This is a genomic window from uncultured Parasphingorhabdus sp. (assembly GCF_963677535.2).
GTDB lineage: Bacteria > Pseudomonadota > Alphaproteobacteria > Sphingomonadales > Sphingomonadaceae > Parasphingorhabdus.
Genome location: NZ_CAXXUT010000001.1, coordinates 341510 through 360081, shown reverse-complemented (window position 1 = coordinate 360081; position 18572 = coordinate 341510). Strand labels below are relative to the sequence as shown.

Here is an 18572-nt window from a genome sequence, read left to right as displayed (position 1 = left end):
TTTCATGCTAAGGAATTTCATGCGCAATTTTTTTGCTGTTTCATTTTCCCGCATCGGTCTGCCCGCCACAGGCCGGCTGTCCCGCCTGATGGTTGCCTTTCTGGCGATCCTATCAATCGCCGTCCAACCCGTCGCAGCCCAGTCGATCTTGCGCGATGCCGAAACCGAAGCCCTGTTCACCGACATGGTTGCGCCGCTGGTGGCTGTTTCCGAACTGGATGCGGACGAAGTGGAGGTTGTCCTGATCAACGACAGCCAGATCAATGCTTTCGTCGCCGGTGGCCAGCGCATCTATTTCTATTCCGGTCTGATCGAGACAGCCGACAGCGCCAATGAAGTGCAAGGCGTTATGGCGCACGAGCTCGGCCATATCACCGGCGGCCATATCATCCGCTTTGACGAGGGCGCGAAAACCGCGACCGGTATTACCATTCTCAGCCTCGTTCTCGGCGCGGCGGCCATCGCCGCAGGAGCCGGTGACGCCGGTATGGGCATATTGGCCGCTGGCCAGCAAGCCGCCATGGGCAAATTCCTCGCCTTCAGCCGGGTACAGGAGCGGTCCGCCGATTCCGCCGGCGCCCGCTATCTCGGTGCCGCGGGCATATCCGGCAGAGGTTCGATCAACTTTTTCAAGAAGCTGCAAAATTACGAATTCCGGCTCGGCATACCGCAAGAGGACAGCTACGGGCGGACCCATCCGCTGTCCGGCGAGCGGGTCACTCTGCTCCGCGACGTCTATCAACAGGATCCGGCCTGGGACAAACCGTCCGATCCGGAGATCGAAGCCCGGTTCCAGCGGGTCAAGGCCAAGCTGCTCGGCTTCACCTCGGACCCTGCCGTGACCTTGCGTAAATATCCTGAAAGCGACCAGTCGGTTCCTGCCCGCTATGCGCGCGCCTATGCCTGGCACAAAAGCGCCTATCCGGACCGGGCGCTCTATGAAGCCAATAATTTGCTCAAGACGGCGCCGGACGACCCCTATTTTCTGGAGCTGCACGGCCAGATCCTGCTCGAATCCGGCAATCCCGACGGCGCTCTGAAATCGCTGCGCAAATCGGTTCGGCTAACCAACAACCAGCCACTGATTGCCAGCCTGTTTGGCCACGCCCTGATCGCCACCGAAGATCCGCAATATCTGGACGAGGCCGCGCAGGTCCTGAAAGCGGCGGTGAACAAGGATAACCGCAATCCCTTCGCCTGGTATCAGCTGGGCGTGGTCTACTCCCAGAAAGGCGATCTGGCGCGGGCACAACTGGCGACGGCGGAAAGCGCTTTGCTGGAGCGCAATTATGCCGGCGCCATCCGCAGCTCCCAGGTTGCCATGTCCGGCATCCCTGAAAACACCCCCGACTGGATCCGGGCGCAGGATATATCCTTCATCGCCAAGGCCGAATTTGAAAAGAACAACCGCCGCCGTTAAGTCGTGATGCGCCGGTCCGCACCGTTTGGGCTGGACAAGGCGGGCGGCCATGGCCAATGCCATGCTTCAAGGAAAGAACCCGATTGTGGACAATATTTCAAACAGAAAGTGGATGATTATGGCGGGTGGCGGATTGGCCATAGCGGCAGCAGTGAGTGTCTGGTTCTGGCAGACCGGCAGCAGCGCCTCGACCGAAGCGGCCAGCGAAGCCGCGCTGGCGGCGGGGATCAATGCCCAGGAGCAGAAAGCGATCGAGGCCATTGTCCGCGACTATATTCTCAACAATCCGGAGATCATTCCCGAGGCGGTTGAAATATTGCAGAACCGCCAGAAGGCAGGCGCGATCGATACGATTCGGGAAGAAATCGAAAAGCCCTTCGCCGGCAATGCCTTTGCCGGAAATCCCGATGGCGACGTGGTGGTGGTCGAATATTCCGATTTCAACTGCCCCTATTGCAAGCAGACGGAACGCGATATCGCCCGGTTGATTGCCGAAGACAAGAATGTCAAAGTGGTGTTCCGCGAACTGCCCATTCTCAGCGAGGCCAGCAACGACGCCGCGCTGATGGCGCTGGCCGCGGCCAAGCAGGGCAAATATTATGCCTTTCACAAGACCATGTTCGCCACCGGACGCCCGACACCCTCAACCATCGAGGCTGCCGCCAATGAAGTCGGTCTCGATATGGCAGCCGCGCGCACCTTCATCGCCTCTGCGGAAGCCAAGAAGGAGATCGAGGACAATATTGCTGCCGCGCAACAGTTGCGTTTCACCGGCACGCCGGCCTGGGTGGTCGGCAACCAGTCGGAAGTCGGCGCGGTTGGTTATGACGGGCTGAAAGCCATGGTCGCGAAAGCGCGCGCTGCAAACTAGGCGTCTTCCGCCCTGCCCTTGAAACCCTGGGCAATCACATACCATTCGGACGATCCCTTGCGGCTGGCCGGCGGCTTGGCATGTTTGACGACTTCGAAATGCTGTTTGAGCAAAGTCAGCAACTCGTTATCGGTCCCGCCTGCCAGCACCTTGGCGACAAAGGCACCGCCCTTTTGCAGATTTTCAACCGCAAAATAGGCACCGGCCTCGACCAGCCCCATGGTTCGCAAATGGTCCGTCTGCTGGTGGCCCACCGTATTGGCAGCCATGTCGGACAATACCAGATCCGGCGCGCTGCCGAGCGCTTCGATCAGCAGGTCCGGTGCGGCATCATCCATGAAGTCCATCTTGAAAATGGTCACCCCGTCGATCGGATCGACATCGAGCAGGTCAATACCGACCACCGCTGCCTTGGGCGCGAATTTTCGTATCACCTGGGCCCATCCCCCCGGCGCTATGCCGAGATCGACCACTGCTTTGGCTTTGCGCACCAGCTTGAAGCGCTCGTCCAGTTCCAGCAGCTTGTAAGCGGCGCGTGACCGATAGCCCTCGGCTTTCGCCTGTTTGACATAAGGGTCGTTGAGCTGTCGCTCGAGCCAGCGCGTCGAACCGATTTTCCGGCCCTTGGCGGTTTTGACTTTTTGTCTGGTTCCCGACCTGCCCCTGCTCATCGTGCCGGACTCCGTTCATTTGCCGACATCAGCGAGCGCAATATGCCTTCGCGAATGCCCCGGTCCGCGACGCCGACACGGCTAGCCGGCCAGATATCCAGGATGGATTCCAATATGGCGCAGCCGCCGACGACCAGATCGGCACGCTCGCGGCCGATACACGGGATGTCCGCCCGCTCCTGCGGCGACGCATGGGCCAGCATGGTGCTGATCTCCCGCATCGATTCCGTCGGAACGATAAGACCGTCGATCACCTTGCGGTCATATTGCGGCAGTTTCAGATGCAGGCTGGCCAAGGTGGTCACCGTCCCGCTGGTGCCGAGCAGACGATAGTCGCACTGGTCGAGCCGCGGCAAGCGCGCGGCAAATTCCGCAAAACTGTCAGTGACCCGGGCCCGCATCGCGGCGAAGGCCTGGCGGCGCGCAACCGGATCGTCGCCATCGAATTTCTCGCTCTCGGTCAGCGAAACCACACCCCAGGGGGCGCTCTGCCAGTCGAGAATTTCCGGCGCCGAGCCGCTGGTATCAACCAGCACCAGTTCCGTTGAACCACCGCCAATGTCAAAGATAAGCGCCGGTCCCTTGCCCGGTTCGAGCAGGATATGACAGCCGAGCACTGCCAGCCGTGCTTCTTCTTCCGCCGTGATTACATCGAGCGCAATGCCGGTTTCCCGGCGCACCCGTTCGATAAACTTGTCGCCGTTGCTGGCACGCCGGCAGGCTTCGGTCGCCACCGAGCGGGCCAAAGTCACATTGCGACGCCGCAGCTTGTCGGCGCAGATCGACAAAGCGGCGACCGCACGGTCCATGGCGCGATTGCTGATTTTTCCGGTTTCGACCAGTCCTTCGCCCAGACGCACAACGCGCGAGAAGGCATCGGTGACAATGAAACCGTCCGACGACGGTTTTGCCACCAGCAAGCGGCAGTTGTTGGTGCCCAGATCGATTGCTGCATAGGACCGCAACTTGGGCCAGCGGCCGTTGCCTGCGTGAACAGGAGGCGCAACTCGACTCTGTCCATTATGTGTCGCCGCATGATTCGGGCGGGATTTCCTTGCGGATGATCCGCCTTTTGTATCTAGCGGCGATGGGGATGCTTGATCCGCCATAACCGTACTCTTATGTTCTCCGGATCGGATAATACCGCCGGTACTTGCCGGGGAAGATAACGCCGCAGCGGCTGAGACGCAAGGGGCGGTAACCAAGTCGAACGGAAAATTGCATGTGCGGCCGCAAATTCAGCCACGAAGAACTGACCTGGGCGGAATATCGCGACATATTGGCGATCGTCCAGCCGCCTCCGGAAAGCAATTTCCAGCCCAATTATAATATCTGCCCGACCCAGCGGGTGCCGGTGTGCGTCGCCGGTGACGGCAGCCGGAGGCTCGAACTGATGCATTGGGGCCTTGTTCCGCACTGGGCGCGCGACAGAAAATTTGCCGCCAAGATGATCAACGCCCGCGCCGAGACCCTGGCGGAGAAGCCTTCCTTCAAGCCGCTGCTGGCGGAACGTCGCTGTATCATCATGGTGTCCGGATTTTACGAATGGCAGCGCGCCGGAGCAGAGAAGATACCCTATAAGGTCGAGCGCAGCGATCAGCAGCCGATGCTGCTTGCCGGCCTGTGGACGCACAATGACCGGCTCGACATCAACAGCTATGCGGTCATCACCACCGCCGCGCCGCCCGCCTTCGCGCCGATCCATGACCGCGCGCCCGCCATTCTCGAGCAGGCCGACATCGACACTTGGATGGACGGTGGCTGGAAAGAGGCGGAAACGCTGGCAAAAAGCTTTCAGGGCGAACTCGCAACGACGCGGATTTCCAGTCTGGTCAACAGCATCCGCAACAATGGCCCCGAACTGCTGCAACCAATCGCAGAAGAAGACCAGCAAAAAGCTTGACCGCAGACTTATCCCTGCCTATTGCCGCGCACCGGCACTCCCCTGTCGTCTAATGGTAAGACTACGGACTCTGACTCCGTCAATTGAGGTTCGAATCCTCACGGGGGATCCAGTTTTTCCCACATCATGCGTTTCGCCTTGGCAGCGCTTTAATGGTCTCTTTCAGGCTATGCCGTTGGGCCGAAACGCAACGAAGCGACAAACGTTTGATCGCTTGTCGCTTCGATGGTTCTCTTGTCGCGCCACAGCGCCGCCGATAAAGCGCGCTATTAGCCCGAGACCCGGTCCCAGTGGCGCAATTGCCGGCACTGGGCGAGGAAATCCGCAGCGTCCTTCGTCGCGCCGATTTCCACGACACCGTCGTCCATCCCTGCCGCTTTCAGCAGCGGCATGGCCCCTACGGAATAAGCGATGAACTTCACATGGGCGAAGGCGTCGCTGACGAAATCCTGGCTCGGCTTGTTGCTCGCCAGTTTCTCGGCTGCATCCTCGGACATGACCAGCGCCACGGCATCAAACACAACAGACGGGCCACCGTCTATCTTTTCGTCCGCCGGCATCATCTTGCCGTCCGACAGCTTCGCGCCAGCGATACGCGGTGCGATGATCGCGGTGGTGCCGCCTTCATCCTCGACCGCCTTTTTCAGCGCCTCGACCAGGTCGGCATCGCCGCCCTCGGCGATATAGATGCCGAGCTTGCGACCCGAAAAGCTTTCCGGCGGATTTTTGAGCATGCTGAGCGCATCCGATGCCGGGAGATCATCCACGGGCTTGCGCGCGGGTTTGATCTTCTCGGGCAGCTTATCCATGCCGATGCCGTCGGCGACATTTTTCGCCAGATCATCGTCGATATTGCGCAAATGACCCACCATCCGCTCGCGGATCGCCGCCTTGCCCACCTTGGAAAGTTCGAAGGTGATCGCGGCGGCAATATGGTCCTGCTCGATCGGCGTCTGGCTGATATAAAATTGCCGGGCCTGGCTATAATGGTCGGCAAAAGTCTCGGAGCGGACGCGCTGCTTGGTGCCGTCCATTTCTTCCGGATAGCTTTTGAAGCCCTTGGCCGGATCCTCGCGGGGCCCCTCGCCTTCGTCCCAGCTGTTCGGCTCGTAATTGACCCGCCCCTTGGGGTTGGTCATCGCCATATGGCCGTCCTGCTGGTAATGGCGCACCGGACATTTCGGCGCATTGACCGGAATATGGGTAAAATTGGGGCTGCCGAGCCGCTTCAGCTGCGTGTCGAGATAGGAGAAATTCCGTCCCTGCAGCAGCGGATCGTTGGTAAAGTCGATACCCGGCACGATATTCTGGGTGCAGAACGCCACCTGCTCGGTCTCGGCGAAAAAATTGTCGACATTATTGTCGAGCACCATCTTGCCGATGATCTTCACAGGCACTTGCTCTTCCGGGATCAGCTTGGTCGGGTCGAGCACGTCAAATTCAAACTCGTCGGCGAATTTGTCGTCGAACACCTGCACGCCCAGTTCCCATTCCGGATAATCGCCGGAATCGACCGCATCCCACATATCGCGGCGGTGGAAATCGGGATCCATGCCATTGATTTTCAGCGCCTCGTTCCAGACCACCGACTGCATGCCCTGCTTCGGCTTCCAGTGGAATTTGACGAAATGGGATTTGCCGTCTGCGTTGACCAGGCGGAAGGTATGGACGCCGAAACCTTCCATGAAACGCAGCGAGCGCGGGATGGCCCGGTCGGACATCACCCACATCACCATATGCATGGATTCCGGGCTTAGCGAGATGAAGTCCCAGAAATTGTCATGCGCGCTCTGCGCCTGCGGAAAGCCGCGATCGGGCGCCGGCTTGACCGAATGGATAAGATCCGGGAATTTGATCGCGTCCTGGATGAAGAAGACCGGTATATTATTGCCGACCAGATCCCAATTGCCTTCCTTGGTGTAGAATTTTACGGCAAAGCCGCGCACATCGCGCGCCACATCGGGAGAGCCCTTACTGCCGGCAACCGTCGAGAAGCGGCAGAATAAAGGCGTCTTCTCTCCGACCCGCTGAAAAATATCGGCGCTGGACAATTCGGGGATCGCCTCGGTCAGCACGAAATGGCCGTGCACGCCATAGCCGCGCGCATGGACGACGCGCTCGGGGATGCGTTCATGGTCGAAGTGGAAAATCTTTTCCCGCATGACCTGGTCTTCCAGCATCGTGCCGCCGCGGGCATGGGCTTTCAGGCTGTTCTGGTCGTCCGACACCGGCACACCCTGCTGCGTGGTCATGATATCATCGTCACCGGTTGCGGTCTGGCGTGGCTCGCCGTTTTCGCCAAGTTTCAGGTCTTTCATGGGCTTTTCCTTCGTTGGGGAACATATCTCTTCTCCCAGACCTACGCAGGTTGAGCGAGATGGTTCACCGGAACAGCCGATAAAAAGATCGTCTCCTATGTGCCGATATTCAGTCGGGCTCAGCGCGCCTTCGGTGTGAAACCGATATGCAGTTCCTTGAGCGAGCGGAGCAGGAAGTGCGGGTGAATGGCAAAATCATTCTTGCCCTCGATGAACCACATATCCTCGAACCGGTCGACCACAGCGGTGAAGCCCCAGATCAGCTCGCGCCGGGCGAGCGGCGCGCCGAGGCAGTGGTGCACACCGGAGCCAAAGCCCATATGAGCCCCGGCGCGCTTGCGTTCGAGATCGATTTTCTCGGGACATTCGAACACGCTCTCGTCGCGATTGGCAGCGGCATAGCGGATATTAAGCAACGCACCCTTGGGGATGGTAACGCCGTGCATCTCCACCTCTTCGCCGGCAAATCGCATCAGGCTCTGTACCGGCGACTCCAGCCGCACCACTTCCTCGACAAAGGTCTTCATATATTTGTCGGGATCGCTTTTCAGCTGCTCCCAGACGTCCCTGTTCTCGATCAGCAAGCGAAGGCCCGAAGCCAGCGCATTGGTCGTCGTCTCGCTACCGCCGACAAATGTGTCCGCCATCATCTCGGCGTGCAGTTCATTATCGTTGAGCGGCCGGCCCCATTCCTCGATCACCCGGTTGACCAGCTCGCTGAGCAGGCTGTCATCGGGCTGCTGGCGCAGCCGCTCAAAAATGGGATGGAAATAATGCTGCCCCTCGATCTCGCGGTCGACCATTTCCAGCTCGGCTTCCTCGTCCAGCATCATCGAAATGCGGTGGAAGAAGGCATCGGTCCAGCTCTTGATCTTCCACATATCCTCGCGCGGCGCACCCATCTGCTCGCCGATGATATAGAGCGGCAACGGCACGGCGAACTGGCTCACCCAGTTGCACTGGCCATCGTCAATAAAGCCGTCGATCAGTTCGTAGGCAAGATTTTCGACCAGCGGATCCATGGTCTTGATCTTGCTCGGCTTGAAAGCCTCGTTGAACATCGCCCGCATCTGCTTGTGATTGGGATCATCCCGGCTCGAGAGGGTCGGTTCCGGCAGCCAGCCCTTGTCCTTGAAACGCTGCTGCACCACCTGTTGCCGCTCGGTCGCACCGGTCTTGTTGAAGGCGGCAAATTTTTTCGGGCTGCTCGGAAAGGTTGTCGGATCGAGCAGGACGCGGCGGACATCCTCATAGCGGGTAATCACGTAAATATCCGTGCCCGGCTGTTTGTAGACCGGCGCTTCATCGCGCAGCGTCTTGTAGGCATCATAGGGGCATTTCTGCGTTTCTGCATCGAACAGATTGATATCAAGATCAGCCTTGGTTGCCATGTTGTTTCTCCCTAACGCACCTGAATTTTCTCTTCGCCCCACGGCGCAATACGCTCGGCTTTCCGGAACGCTTCGGGCAGTTCATCGACCATGTGCCAGGTCGCTGCCAGCCGGCCAAAGCCAACGAAAAAGGCACAGGTCATGCCCAGTTCGACGATCTGCGCTTCGCTGAAATACTCTCGCAAGCCCGCATGGACCGCGTCGTCAATGACCAGATGATCGGTGGCCATCAGCTCGCCATAGTGAATGGCCGCTTTCTCTGCATCGCTGAGATCGTCGGCTTCCTGCGGTTTTTCCAGCGAACAGACCGCGCCTTCGTCGACGCCGTCATTGACGGCATCGGTGTAGCGAATCGCCATGCAGCTGCGGCACTGGTTGAAGAACGCGATACGGAGCCGGACCAGTTCGACCAGCCGCTCCGGCAGGCTGCGGCCTGCCTTGAGCGCGCCGCCAAATTGCATCAGACCGATCGCCTGTTCCGGGCAATGGGCGAAATAGCGGACCAGCCCCTGCTCCAGATCGGTGGCGGCATCGGGATTGACAGCATCCCTGATCCGCGGATCCCATTCCTCCGGCGGCAGTTTCGATATCCGGCTCATCCGATCCTCTCCAATCCGACAATGATATTTTTTGCCTATGCTAGGTCTTTTCGCGCGGCCCGATACTGTCGATTTGGAGAAGGATCGGGCGAGCGCACGCATTGCCTGGAACGTTCGGATCATATCTGCGGGCTAAACCGGCCATTTGCAGGTTGCCGCCCGCTAGCCTCTGCCCAAGCGTCTCAGGCAGGACAAAACGGTTAGACTCTCACGCTATGCCGCACGATCCGCGATCAGCTGTGAGCCTCTGGACTGGCGCTATTCCGCTTCGGCGCTCTTATCATATTTGAGTTCTAGATAGCGGCCGCGGATCGAGAGATTGTCGATGTCACCCTTGGCAATCTGCTGGGTAACACCCGAAATCTCCTTTTCGATCAGCGACAGACCGCCGATCAGCTGTTCGTCGGGCGATTTGCCGCTGTCATTGGCCTTTCCGCGCATGGAAGGCGGTATCGCCTTATAACCGTTAATCAGTTCGGGCAGATGTTCACCAACCAGCTTGCGCACCTCATAAGCGGCTGCGTCGCCCTCGTTCAGCTTGTTGAGTTGCGGCGACAACATATCCAGCTGCACGCCAATACCGTTGACGATCTGCACCGCGGGCGCAGGCAGAGCCGGACGTTGGCTTTCCAGCCAGATTTCTGTCTTGCCTGCCAAGGACTTGAGGTCGGACTTTACGATCGTTTCCGGCGTCGGGATTTTCATTTTCGGGAATTTCATCGACGCCCAGATGCCGCCGGCGATCAAACCGGCAGAAATCATCACACCCCAGAAACCAATGCCGCTCAATATCCCGCCAATCACGCTGGCTCCAACCAGCACAGCGGCGGTCCATATCGCCGCGCGGCCCAGTTTCTTGAAAAAATGGCCGCGTTTCAGTTGATGGGAGCGATTGCCGATCGACCGCCGGAATTGCGAATCCTGCAACGCCCGTTTGGCGCTGTCCAATATCTGCTGATTAGTCTCTGGCACCAGCCTCTATTCCTCCAGCGCTGTCAGGGGGTTTTCGGATGGCGCTTCAAGCTGCGCCTTCGCCTGCCCTTCCGACCGCGCGATATAGCCTTTCGACTTCTCGATCTCGCCGGACAGGGAGTTGACTGTCGTTTTCATATTTTCCAATGCTTTCAGCTTGAACGTGTCGATATTGTCCATCGTGTCATAGACATTCTGGAAGGCGCGTTGCAGCGTTTCGAGCGGGATTGTCGACGACGCGGCCTGCTCGTGGATCTGGCCGGTCTGGTTCTTCAGCATTTCGCTGGTGCTGTCGATCACGCCAGCGGTGGTGGTGTTGAGCGCGCTGATCTGGTCGAGAACCAGCTTCTGGTTGGTCAGCGCCTGGGCCACGGTCACGCCGGTGCGCAGCGCGCCAACGGTGGTGGTGCTCGCCCGGTCAACGCCCTTGACCAGTTCGACATTGTTGCGCTTGACGAGATCGAGAGCGAGATAGCCTTGCACGGTCACCGCCATCTGGGTGAGCAGGTCCTGGGTCCGCTGGCGGACATAGAAAAGCGCGCTTTCGCGGATCGCCTTGGCCTTGGCCGGATCGATCGCGTCCAGTTCCGCAGCCTTGTCTTCCAGCCTCTGGTCCATGACCTTGGAAACGTGGATCATCTGCTCCAGCCGGCCCATCGCCGCCCAGAGATTTTTGCGCTCGACGTCAATCGCCGCATTGTCCATCAGCAATTCGTCTTTCCCCGAACGAAGCCGGTCGAGGATCGAGCCGATATGGCCTTGCGCGCTTTTATAGCCATCGAAATAATTGCGCATCTTGTTGCCGAACGGAATGATGCCGAACAGCTTCTTCTTGGTTGTCAGATTGCCCCGCTTGCCCGGATCGAGATCCTCGACCGTGCGGCGCAATTCGGCGAGATCGGAGCCAATACCGCTTTCCTCGTCCATCGACCGGATCGGACGATCGAGAAAGCGGTTGGACTGGCCCGCCGCTTCGGCGATTTCCTTGCGGCCCATATTGGTAATCTGGTCCACTTTCTTGCCGAATTCGGGACTATTTTCGTCCTGAGCGATCAAATCTGCGATAAAACTGTCGACTTTTTCTTCCAGTTTCGATTTTATTTCGTCACCGACCGGCACCAGGCCAGCGGCCTTTTCGGGTGCGACGGGAACCACCGGATCAGGCGGAGTCAATTTCAGTTCGTCGGTCGCGGTGATTGTTTCGGTCGCCATTCTGTTCAGCCTCCCTGCCCCGGCACCAGTGCGGGGCTTTCTCTATAAATGGATGCAAATGCCCCGCGTTTCAAGCGTTTCAACTGCTGTATTATTAATATAATACAGTTTTTGCGGACCCGCGCAACATGCTTCCAATTCTTCCATTATCCTACAAGGCTCAGCCTTCCAGCAATTCCGCCACCTGCGGTGTGATCTTGCCGACGATGACATCGATGCCCTCGGCGGTAGGATGCAGGCCATCAGGCAGGAAGAGTTCTGGATTTCCGAAGACCCCGTCCATGAAAAACGGGTAGAGCGCGACATCATATTTCTTGGCGAGTGCCGGATAGATGACATTGAATTCATCGGTAAATTCTGCGCCCAGATTGGGCGGAGCCAACATACCGGTTAACATGACGGCTATATCGCGATCCTGCAGCTTCCTAACCATCGCCTCCATATTCGCGCGGGTTTCCGACGGTTTCAGGCTGCGCAGCATGTCGTTGCCACCCAGTCCCAATATGACCAGGTCCGGCTTCCGCTCCAGGCTGTCGAGGACAAAATCCATCCGCCGCAACCCGGCGGCCGTGGTGTCACCCGAAACACCGGCATTGTGCACCCGAACGTCCTTGCCCGCCGCCTTCAGAGCGGCCTGCAACTCGGGAGCGAAGCCTTCTTTCGGGTCCAGGCCATAGCCGGCGTAGAGGCTGTCGCCAAAGGCGACGACCAGAAATTCGGCCTCTTCTGTCGCTGCGGATTGATCGCCGCCCATGTCCGCCGGAACCGCTGCTACGTCCTCTCGAACAGCTTGCTGCTCGTCCGCGGCAGGGCCACAAGCGATCAGAAGTTGCAGAAACGCCAGTGTGAACCCATATGTAATAAAATTCTTCAACATCGGATATCCTTACCCCCATGATCCAGAAAACCGCCGCACCAAGCGACGCCGCCACCGTTGAACCCCATATCGCGATTGCCGCCCGGAATGTCACCCTGTCTTTGGGGGAAGGCGACGCCCGCGTCGATATTTTGCGCGGCATCGATCTGTCGATCACAGAGGGAAAGACGGTGGCCTTGCTGGGCCCCTCCGGTTCGGGAAAGTCATCATTGATGGCTATCCTGTCCGGTCTAGAGCGGGCTAGCGGCGGCGAGGTCAATATCGCGGGCGCTGATTTTGGCGCGATGAACGAGGATCAACTGGCGGTTGCCCGGCGGGGCCGGGTCGGCATCGTATTGCAGGCCTTTCACCTGCTTCCCACGATGACCGCACTGGAAAATGTCGCGGTACCACTCGAACTGGACGGCCAACCCGATCCTTTCGACATTGCGGCCAAGGAACTGACGGCGGTCGGTCTCGGTGACCGGCTTGGCCATTATCCGACCCAGCTTTCCGGCGGCGAACAGCAGCGCGTCGCGATCGCCCGCGCCATGGCGTCGCGGCCGACGATCATTTTCGCCGACGAACCCACCGGCAATCTCGACGGCGCGACCGGCGAGAAAATCATCACCTTGCTCTTTGATCGCCAGAAAGCCACTGCGGCGACGCTGCTGATCATCACCCACGATCCGGAACTGGCCAAACGCTGCGACCGGATTATCGAATTGCGCGACGGCCTGATCGAACGGGACAGCGCCGCGTGAGCGCTGAACTCGGCAAAGCCTGGACCATTGCCCGCCGCGATCTGCGGGGGCGGTTCGTCGGGCTGCGGCTGCTGATCATCTGCCTGTTCCTCGGTGTCGCCACACTGGCCGCCATCGGCAGCCTGACCAACGCGATCACCGAAGAACTGGCCAATCGCGGCCAGGCGATTTTGGGCGGCGATCTTGAGATTGCGGTAGCCCAGCGCGAAGCGACCAGCGAGGAACTGGCTGCTCTCAAGCAGGCCGGAACCCTCTCCGAAACGCTGCGCATGCAGGCCATGGCCCGCCTGCCCGATGGCAGCGACACGCAACTGGTCGAACTGAAGGGCGTCGATGACGCCTATCCGCTCTATGGCAATTTCACGCTCGAGATTGGCCAGAGAGTCTCAGCACCCGGCCCTCAGGACGTCTATGTCACCCCTGCACTGATGCAGCGGCTAGCACTGAAAAGCGGAGACCAGATAGACTTTGGCGAGGCCCGATTCACGGTCTCGGGCATTATCGCCGAAGAGCCAGACCGGCTCAGCGAGGGTCTTTCCCTCGGTCCGGTTGCAATCACTTCACTGGACGGTCTGCGCGCCACCCAATTGATCCAGCCCGGCAGCCTGTTTGAAAGCAAATATCGGCTCAAGCTACCTGAAACAGCGGTTCCGCGCGAAGTCGGCGACCGGCTTTCCGACCAATTCCCCAACGCTTCGTGGGAGATCAAGACGCGCGACGATGGCGCACCCAGCACGCGGCGCTTTATCGAGCGCATGGGTCAGTTTCTGACGCTGGTTGGTCTCGCTTCGCTGGTCATAGCCGGAATAGGCGTTGGCAATGGTGTCGCCTCCTACCTGCGCGGCAAACAGGGCGCGATTGCGACTCTCAAGATACTCGGTGCCGACAGCGCGATGATTTTCCGCATCTATCTGTTCCAGATCATGGCGGTGGCGCTGGGCGCCATTGCTCTGGGGCTCGTGGTCGGGGCCGTGGCGCCGCTGGCCATCATCCAGATCGCCGGCGATGTCCTGCCGATTAAGCCGGAATTTGCGGTCTATCCGCTGCCCTTGCTGGTCAGCGCGCTCTACGGACTGCTGATCGCGATCATCTTTGCCCTGCCGCCCCTTTCGCGGGCCAAGACCATCCCCGCAGCGGGCATCATCCGGGGAGAAGGCAAATCCTGGCGCCAGATCGACCGGCAAAGCTGGATCGGTGTTGGCCTTGCGATAGCAGCGATCATAGCGCTCGCCCTGGGCACGGCCAACGAGCCTCTGTTCTCGGCCTCCTTCATCGGCGCGGCGGCCGCTATCTTGCTGCTGTTGACGGGACTGGGGGCGCTGATCCGCTGGCTGGCGAGCAAGGCGCCGCGGCCGAAACATCCGCTCATGCGGCTCGCGCTCACCAGCCTTCATCGTCCCGGGGCACAGACGGGCCAGCTGGTTGTGGCCTTGGGACTGGGCCTGACACTGTTCGCCACATTGGCCGCTATCCAGACCAGCCTGACCAACGAAATCCAGTCGACGGTACCGCGCGATGCGCCGAGCTTCTTCGTGCTCGACATCCCGGTTGAACGGGCGGACGAGTTCCGTTCCAAGGTCGCCGAGACGTCCACAGCGGCCGACGTGAATATCGTACCGACTTTGCGCGGATCGATTACCGAATTTCGTGGCCAGCGCGTGTCGGAACTCAAAACTTTGCCGGAAGGTGCGTGGGTGCTTCGTGGTGATCGCGGCCTGACCTATAGCGCCACCATTCCCGAAGGTAGCGAAATCGCCGACGGAAAATGGTGGCCTGCCGACTATGACGGTCCGCCGCTGGTCTCGGTTGATGAAGAGCAAGGTGCGGCAATGGGGCTGCAGATCGGCGACAGCCTGACGGTCAGCCTTCTGGGCGTGGAAATCCCGGCCACGGTTGCTTCGTTCCGCAAGGTCAACTGGCGCAATTTCGGCTTCAACTATGTGCTGGTCTTCCCGCCCAGCGTGCTCGCCGATGTCCCGCATAATGTCGCGGCGACCATTCAGATGGACGCGGCCAAAGAAGATAGACTGCTCAACATCCTGCCCAAGGAATTTCCCTCTATTTCGATGGTCAAGGTCAAGGAAATCGCCTCCCAGATCGGCGATATACTCGACCAGATGGCGACTGCGATTGCCGCTGCCGCCTCGATCGCGATCTTCTCCGGTATAGCGGTTCTGATCGGTGCCATTGCCGCATCGCGTCAGGCCCGGGTCTATGACAGCGTGATCCTGAAACTGCTCGGTGCCACCCGCGCGCAGATATTGTCGGTTCAGGCCATTGAATATGCGCTGCTGGCATTTCTATTATCTGCAGTGGCGCTTGTCCTCGGCCTGTTTGCCGGCTGGTTCGTCATCACCCAGATTTTCGAGTTCACCTGGCAGCCGGATTGGGCAATTGTCCTGCTGACGCTCGGCATCGGCGCGGTGGCTACTCTCGGGATTGGGTTGCTGGGTTCTATCCCGGTATTGTCGGCCAAACCGGCCAGAGCCCTAAGAGAACTTTAGAATTTCCCGTTCACACTGAGCTCGTCGAACTGCCTCTACCGCCACGCGCGGTCCTTCGACGGGCTCAGGACGAACGGACGAGGATTCGTTAATCTTCGTCCCCGGCCAGCCGCACCGCAACCGGCGCGGACAGGAACAATTGCGCGAGATGATAGAAAATCAGCGGGAGGATCACGAGGCCGGCCCGCTCGGGAACAAAGATGATCGCCGCCAGCGGAGCGCCAATGGCGACGCTCTTCTGGGCGCCGGAAAATAGCAATGTTTTCCGGTCTCCCCGCGCAAATCCCATCACTCCGCCCAGCAGCCATGTACCACCAAAGGCCAGTCCCAGCCATAGCAACAGCGCCGCCGCCAGCCAGACGAATTCAACACCGCTAACGCGGCTCCACATGCCCGCGATGATCGCGGCGGAAAAGGAGACATAGACCGCCAGCGCGATCGCGCCCCGGTCGATCCAGCTCGTCAGGTCCTTGTGCTGCATGACCCAGGGGCGCAGCCATTTCTGAAAAGCCTGGCCCAGACCGAATGGCAGCACCAATATTGCAGCGAGCTTGATCACCGTATCTGACGTAATCTCGACCCCTGCCGCACTGGCCAGCAGGGCAAACAGGAGCGGCGACAGAAAAACACCGACGAGATTTATGAAAGCACTGGCCACAACCGAAGCGGCGACATTGCCTTTTGCAATCGCGCAATAGCTTGTCGCTGATTGCACCGTGGACGGCAAGACACCCAGAAACAGAAAGCCCAGCGCGACATCGGCGGGCAGGACCTGATCCACCAGTTTCGAAAGCGCCAGGCCAATGGCCAGCATCACGCCAAAAACCCAGATGAAAATCGTACCCTGCAACCGGATATTGCGCAGACCCGATCTTACTTCGTGACGTTCGAGTCGGATTCCGTGCAACAGAAATACCGTAAAGATACCGGCGTTGAACACGATCCCGGCGATTTCCTTTGCCGGCCCCTGAACGGGCATCAATGTGGCCAGCAGCACCGCTCCGCTGAGCAGCCAGATGAATTTATCGGTCAGGATCAGGCGGAGGGTTTGCATCGTGATTGGGCCAAATGAATGGCTCAACAGCATTTGGCAAGCTTTCTGATGTTGCGGCGCAGCACCAAACAGGCTAAGGGCGCGGCAATATTGGGGCTTTGCCTATGGCCGCCCTATCCTCTCTTACGGTAGAATCAGATATGTCTCTTCGCAATATTGCAATCATTGCGCACGTTGATCACGGCAAAACCACGCTGGTGGACCAGCTTTTCCGCCAATCCGGCACATTCCGTGAAAACGAGCGTGTCGAAGAACGCGCGATGGATTCGAACGATCTGGAAAAAGAACGCGGCATCACGATTCTCGCGAAATGTACCAGTGTCGAATGGAAAGGCACGCGTATCAATATTGTCGACACCCCGGGTCACGCCGACTTTGGCGGCGAAGTGGAGCGCATATTGTCGATGGTCGACGGCGTGATTCTGCTTGTGGACAGTGCCGAAGGCGCCATGCCGCAAACCAAATTCGTCACCGGCAAGGCACTTGCCCTCGGTCTCAAACCGATCGTCGTCGTCAACAAGATCGACCGTCCCGACGGTCGCCCGGAAGAAGTCCTTGACGAAGTGTTCGACCTGTTCGTCAATCTCGACGCCAATGACGATCAGCTCGATTTCCCGTCGCTTTTTGCCAGCGGCCGCAACGGCTATGCCGGTGACACGCCCGATGTGCGTGAAGGCAATCTCACGCCATTGCTCGACAAGATCATCGAACATGTTCCCGAGCCGGATGTCGATCCCGACGCCAAGTTCAAATTTCTTGTCACCTTGCTCGACCGTGACAATTTTGTTGGCCGTATCCTGACCGGCAAGGTCGAGAGCGGCAAGATCGATCTGAACATGCCGATCCATGCAATCGACATGAACGGCAAGGTAGTCGAAACCGGCCGTGCCACGAAGATCATGGCCTTTAACGGGCTGGAGCGGGTTCCGGTGGAGAGCGCCAAGGCGGGTGATATCATTTCGCTTGCCGGCCTGACCGATGCAACCGTGTCCAACACAATTTGTGATCCGTCGGTTACCGATCCGATCGCCGCGCAGCCGATCGATCCACCGACCCTGTCGATGAATTTCTCGGTCAATGACAGCCCGATGGCCGGTCGCGAAGGTGACAAGGTCACCAGCCGCGTGATTCGCGATCGCCTTCTGCGCGAAGCGGAATCCAATGTCGCAATCAAGGTGACCGAAAGCGCCGACAAGGATAGCTTCGAAGTCGCGGGCCGCGGTGAATTGCAGCTCGGCGTCCTGATCGAAACCATGCGCCGCGAAGGTTTTGAACTGGGCATTTCCCGTCCCCGCGTGCTGTATCGTGAAGAGAATGGCGAACGCCAGGAACCTTATGAAACAGTTGTCATCGATGTTGATGACGAGCACAGCAGCACGGTCGTCTCGAAAATGCAGCGTCGCAAGGCGGAACTGACCGAGCAGCGTCCGTCCGGCGGCGGCAAGACGCGCCTTACCTTTTCGGCGCCATCGCGCGGTCTGATCGGCTATCACGGAGAATTTCTGTCCGACACGCGCGGCACCGGTATCATGAACCGCCTGTTCGAAAAATACGGCCCCTACAAGGGCGTCATCGAAGGCCGTCCGGTCGGCGTACTCGTTTCCAACGGCACCGGAAACGCAGTGCCTTATGCGCTCAATGCGCTGGAAGAACGCGGCATATTGTTCATCGGTGGCCAGACCGCCGTCTATGAGGGCATGGTGATTGGCGAAAATGCGAAGCCGGGCGATCTCGACGTCAATCCGATGAAATCGAAACAGCTGACCAACTTCCGTTCGACCGGCAAGGATGATGCTGTCCGCCTCACCCCGCCAACGGTGATGACGCTGGAACAGGCGATCGCCTATATCGACAATGACGAATTGGTTGAGGTGACGCCGAAGAATATCCGGCTGCGGAAGCGCTATCTGGACCCTAACGAGCGCAAGAAAGCATCTCGTCAGGCAGCGGCTGCGGCGTAAACGTCCCCATCAATCGGAAATCCAGTCGGGAATGACCGCAATTGCCGGTCATGTCTTCGGCCGGCATTTTTCTTCG

At 59.1% G+C, this 18572-nt stretch carries 15 protein-coding genes and 1 tRNA gene; 7 read left to right on the top strand and 9 right to left on the bottom strand.

Annotated features, from left to right (window positions below; translation table 11 throughout):
- Window positions 1-19 precede the first annotated feature (19 nt).
- Entirely contained in the window at window positions 20-1420 is a 1401-nt protein-coding gene (locus ACHZCJ_RS01740; protein WP_394700006.1) for a M48 family metalloprotease, read from the top strand.
- A gap of 85 nt (window positions 1421-1505) precedes the next feature.
- Window positions 1506-2291 (top strand): DsbA family protein, encoded by a 786-nt coding sequence (locus ACHZCJ_RS01735; protein ID WP_394700005.1) that lies wholly within the window; start codon window positions 1506-1508, stop codon window positions 2289-2291.
- Here the strand turns inward: ACHZCJ_RS01735 and ACHZCJ_RS01730 are convergent.
- Window positions 2288-2962, bottom strand: a complete 675-nt coding sequence (locus tag ACHZCJ_RS01730) for an RlmE family RNA methyltransferase (protein ID WP_321323363.1) — start codon at window positions 2960-2962, stop codon at window positions 2288-2290. The genes ACHZCJ_RS01735 and ACHZCJ_RS01730 overlap by 4 nt on opposite strands.
- Window positions 2959-4071 (bottom strand): Ppx/GppA phosphatase family protein, encoded by a 1113-nt coding sequence (locus ACHZCJ_RS01725; RefSeq protein ID WP_159643315.1) that lies wholly within the window; start codon window positions 4069-4071, stop codon window positions 2959-2961. Before ACHZCJ_RS01725 ends, ACHZCJ_RS01730 begins: the two co-directional genes overlap by 4 nt.
- A gap of 113 nt (window positions 4072-4184) precedes the next feature.
- On the opposite strand from ACHZCJ_RS01725, the gene ACHZCJ_RS01720 reads away from it, so the two are divergent.
- A complete protein-coding gene (locus ACHZCJ_RS01720) occupies window positions 4185-4865 on the top strand; it encodes an SOS response-associated peptidase (protein ID WP_321323360.1) in 681 nt (226 codons plus the stop codon).
- A 38-nt stretch (window positions 4866-4903) separates the two neighbouring features.
- A tRNA-Gln gene (locus ACHZCJ_RS01715) sits at window positions 4904-4977 on the top strand.
- Between the two features lie 157 nt (window positions 4978-5134).
- On the opposite strand, the gene ACHZCJ_RS01710 is transcribed toward ACHZCJ_RS01715, so the two are convergent.
- From ACHZCJ_RS01710 to ACHZCJ_RS01685, 6 genes are all read right to left on the bottom strand, one after another.
- Window positions 5135-7183: a catalase gene (locus tag ACHZCJ_RS01710; RefSeq protein WP_321323359.1), complete on the bottom strand. Its 2049-nt coding sequence runs from the start codon at window positions 7181-7183 to the stop codon at window positions 5135-5137.
- A 119-nt stretch (window positions 7184-7302) separates the two neighbouring features.
- Complete coding sequence (locus tag ACHZCJ_RS01705; RefSeq protein WP_321323357.1) at window positions 7303-8574, bottom strand: cytochrome P450; 1272 nt, start codon at window positions 8572-8574, stop codon at window positions 7303-7305.
- A gap of 11 nt (window positions 8575-8585) precedes the next feature.
- Entirely contained in the window at window positions 8586-9173 is a 588-nt protein-coding gene (locus tag ACHZCJ_RS01700) for a carboxymuconolactone decarboxylase family protein (protein ID WP_321323356.1), read from the bottom strand.
- A 258-nt stretch (window positions 9174-9431) separates the two neighbouring features.
- Entirely contained in the window at window positions 9432-10145 is a 714-nt protein-coding gene (locus ACHZCJ_RS01695) for a hypothetical protein (RefSeq protein WP_159643325.1), read from the bottom strand.
- A 6-nt stretch (window positions 10146-10151) separates the two neighbouring features.
- Entirely contained in the window at window positions 10152-11357 is a 1206-nt protein-coding gene (locus tag ACHZCJ_RS01690; RefSeq protein WP_159643327.1) for a toxic anion resistance protein, read from the bottom strand.
- 160 nt (window positions 11358-11517) lie between these two features.
- A complete protein-coding gene (locus ACHZCJ_RS01685) occupies window positions 11518-12234 on the bottom strand; it encodes an arylesterase (RefSeq protein WP_159643329.1) in 717 nt (238 codons plus the stop codon).
- Between the two features lie 17 nt (window positions 12235-12251).
- On the opposite strand from ACHZCJ_RS01685, the gene ACHZCJ_RS01680 reads away from it, so the two are divergent.
- Window positions 12252-12977 carry an ATP-binding cassette domain-containing protein gene (locus ACHZCJ_RS01680; protein ID WP_321323351.1) on the top strand — a complete coding sequence of 242 codons (726 nt, stop codon included), beginning with the start codon at window positions 12252-12254 and terminating at the stop codon, window positions 12975-12977.
- Window positions 12974-15481: an FtsX-like permease family protein gene (locus tag ACHZCJ_RS01675; protein WP_321323349.1), complete on the top strand. Its 2508-nt coding sequence runs from the start codon at window positions 12974-12976 to the stop codon at window positions 15479-15481. Before ACHZCJ_RS01680 ends, ACHZCJ_RS01675 begins: the two co-directional genes overlap by 4 nt.
- An 88-nt stretch (window positions 15482-15569) precedes the next feature.
- Here the strand turns inward: ACHZCJ_RS01675 and ACHZCJ_RS01670 are convergent, their stop codons facing one another.
- Window positions 15570-16535 (bottom strand): bile acid:sodium symporter family protein, encoded by a 966-nt coding sequence (locus tag ACHZCJ_RS01670; RefSeq protein ID WP_321323346.1) that lies wholly within the window; start codon window positions 16533-16535, stop codon window positions 15570-15572.
- Window positions 16536-16675: 140 nt separating this feature from the next.
- On the opposite strand from ACHZCJ_RS01670, the gene typA reads away from it, so the two are divergent.
- On the top strand, window positions 16676-18496 hold the full coding sequence (gene typA / locus ACHZCJ_RS01665; protein WP_159643337.1) for a translational GTPase TypA: 1821 nt from the start codon (window positions 16676-16678) through the stop codon (window positions 18494-18496).
- The last annotated feature ends 76 nt before the right edge of the window (window positions 18497-18572 follow it).

Coding starts and splice junctions, on each gene's coding strand:
- ACHZCJ_RS01730 (WP_321323363.1), bottom strand. CDS start 2,962: ATGAGCAGGGGCAGGTCGGGAACCAGACAAAAAGTCAAAACCGCCAAG.
- ACHZCJ_RS01680 (WP_321323351.1), top strand. CDS start 12,252: ATGATCCAGAAAACCGCCGCACCAAGCGACGCCGCCACCGTTGAACCC.
- ACHZCJ_RS01710 (WP_321323359.1), bottom strand. CDS start 7,183: ATGAAAGACCTGAAACTTGGCGAAAACGGCGAGCCACGCCAGACCGCA.
- ACHZCJ_RS01690 (WP_159643327.1), bottom strand. CDS start 11,357: ATGGCGACCGAAACAATCACCGCGACCGACGAACTGAAATTGACTCCG.
- ACHZCJ_RS01670 (WP_321323346.1), bottom strand. CDS start 16,535: ATGCAAACCCTCCGCCTGATCCTGACCGATAAATTCATCTGGCTGCTC.
- ACHZCJ_RS01700 (WP_321323356.1), bottom strand. CDS start 9,173: ATGAGCCGGATATCGAAACTGCCGCCGGAGGAATGGGATCCGCGGATC.
- ACHZCJ_RS01685 (WP_159643329.1), bottom strand. CDS start 12,234: ATGTTGAAGAATTTTATTACATATGGGTTCACACTGGCGTTTCTGCAA.
- ACHZCJ_RS01725 (WP_159643315.1), bottom strand. CDS start 4,071: ATGGCGGATCAAGCATCCCCATCGCCGCTAGATACAAAAGGCGGATCA.
- ACHZCJ_RS01740 (WP_394700006.1), top strand. CDS start 20: ATGCGCAATTTTTTTGCTGTTTCATTTTCCCGCATCGGTCTGCCCGCC.
- ACHZCJ_RS01705 (WP_321323357.1), bottom strand. CDS start 8,574: ATGGCAACCAAGGCTGATCTTGATATCAATCTGTTCGATGCAGAAACG.
- typA (WP_159643337.1), top strand. CDS start 16,676: ATGTCTCTTCGCAATATTGCAATCATTGCGCACGTTGATCACGGCAAA.
- ACHZCJ_RS01720 (WP_321323360.1), top strand. CDS start 4,185: ATGTGCGGCCGCAAATTCAGCCACGAAGAACTGACCTGGGCGGAATAT.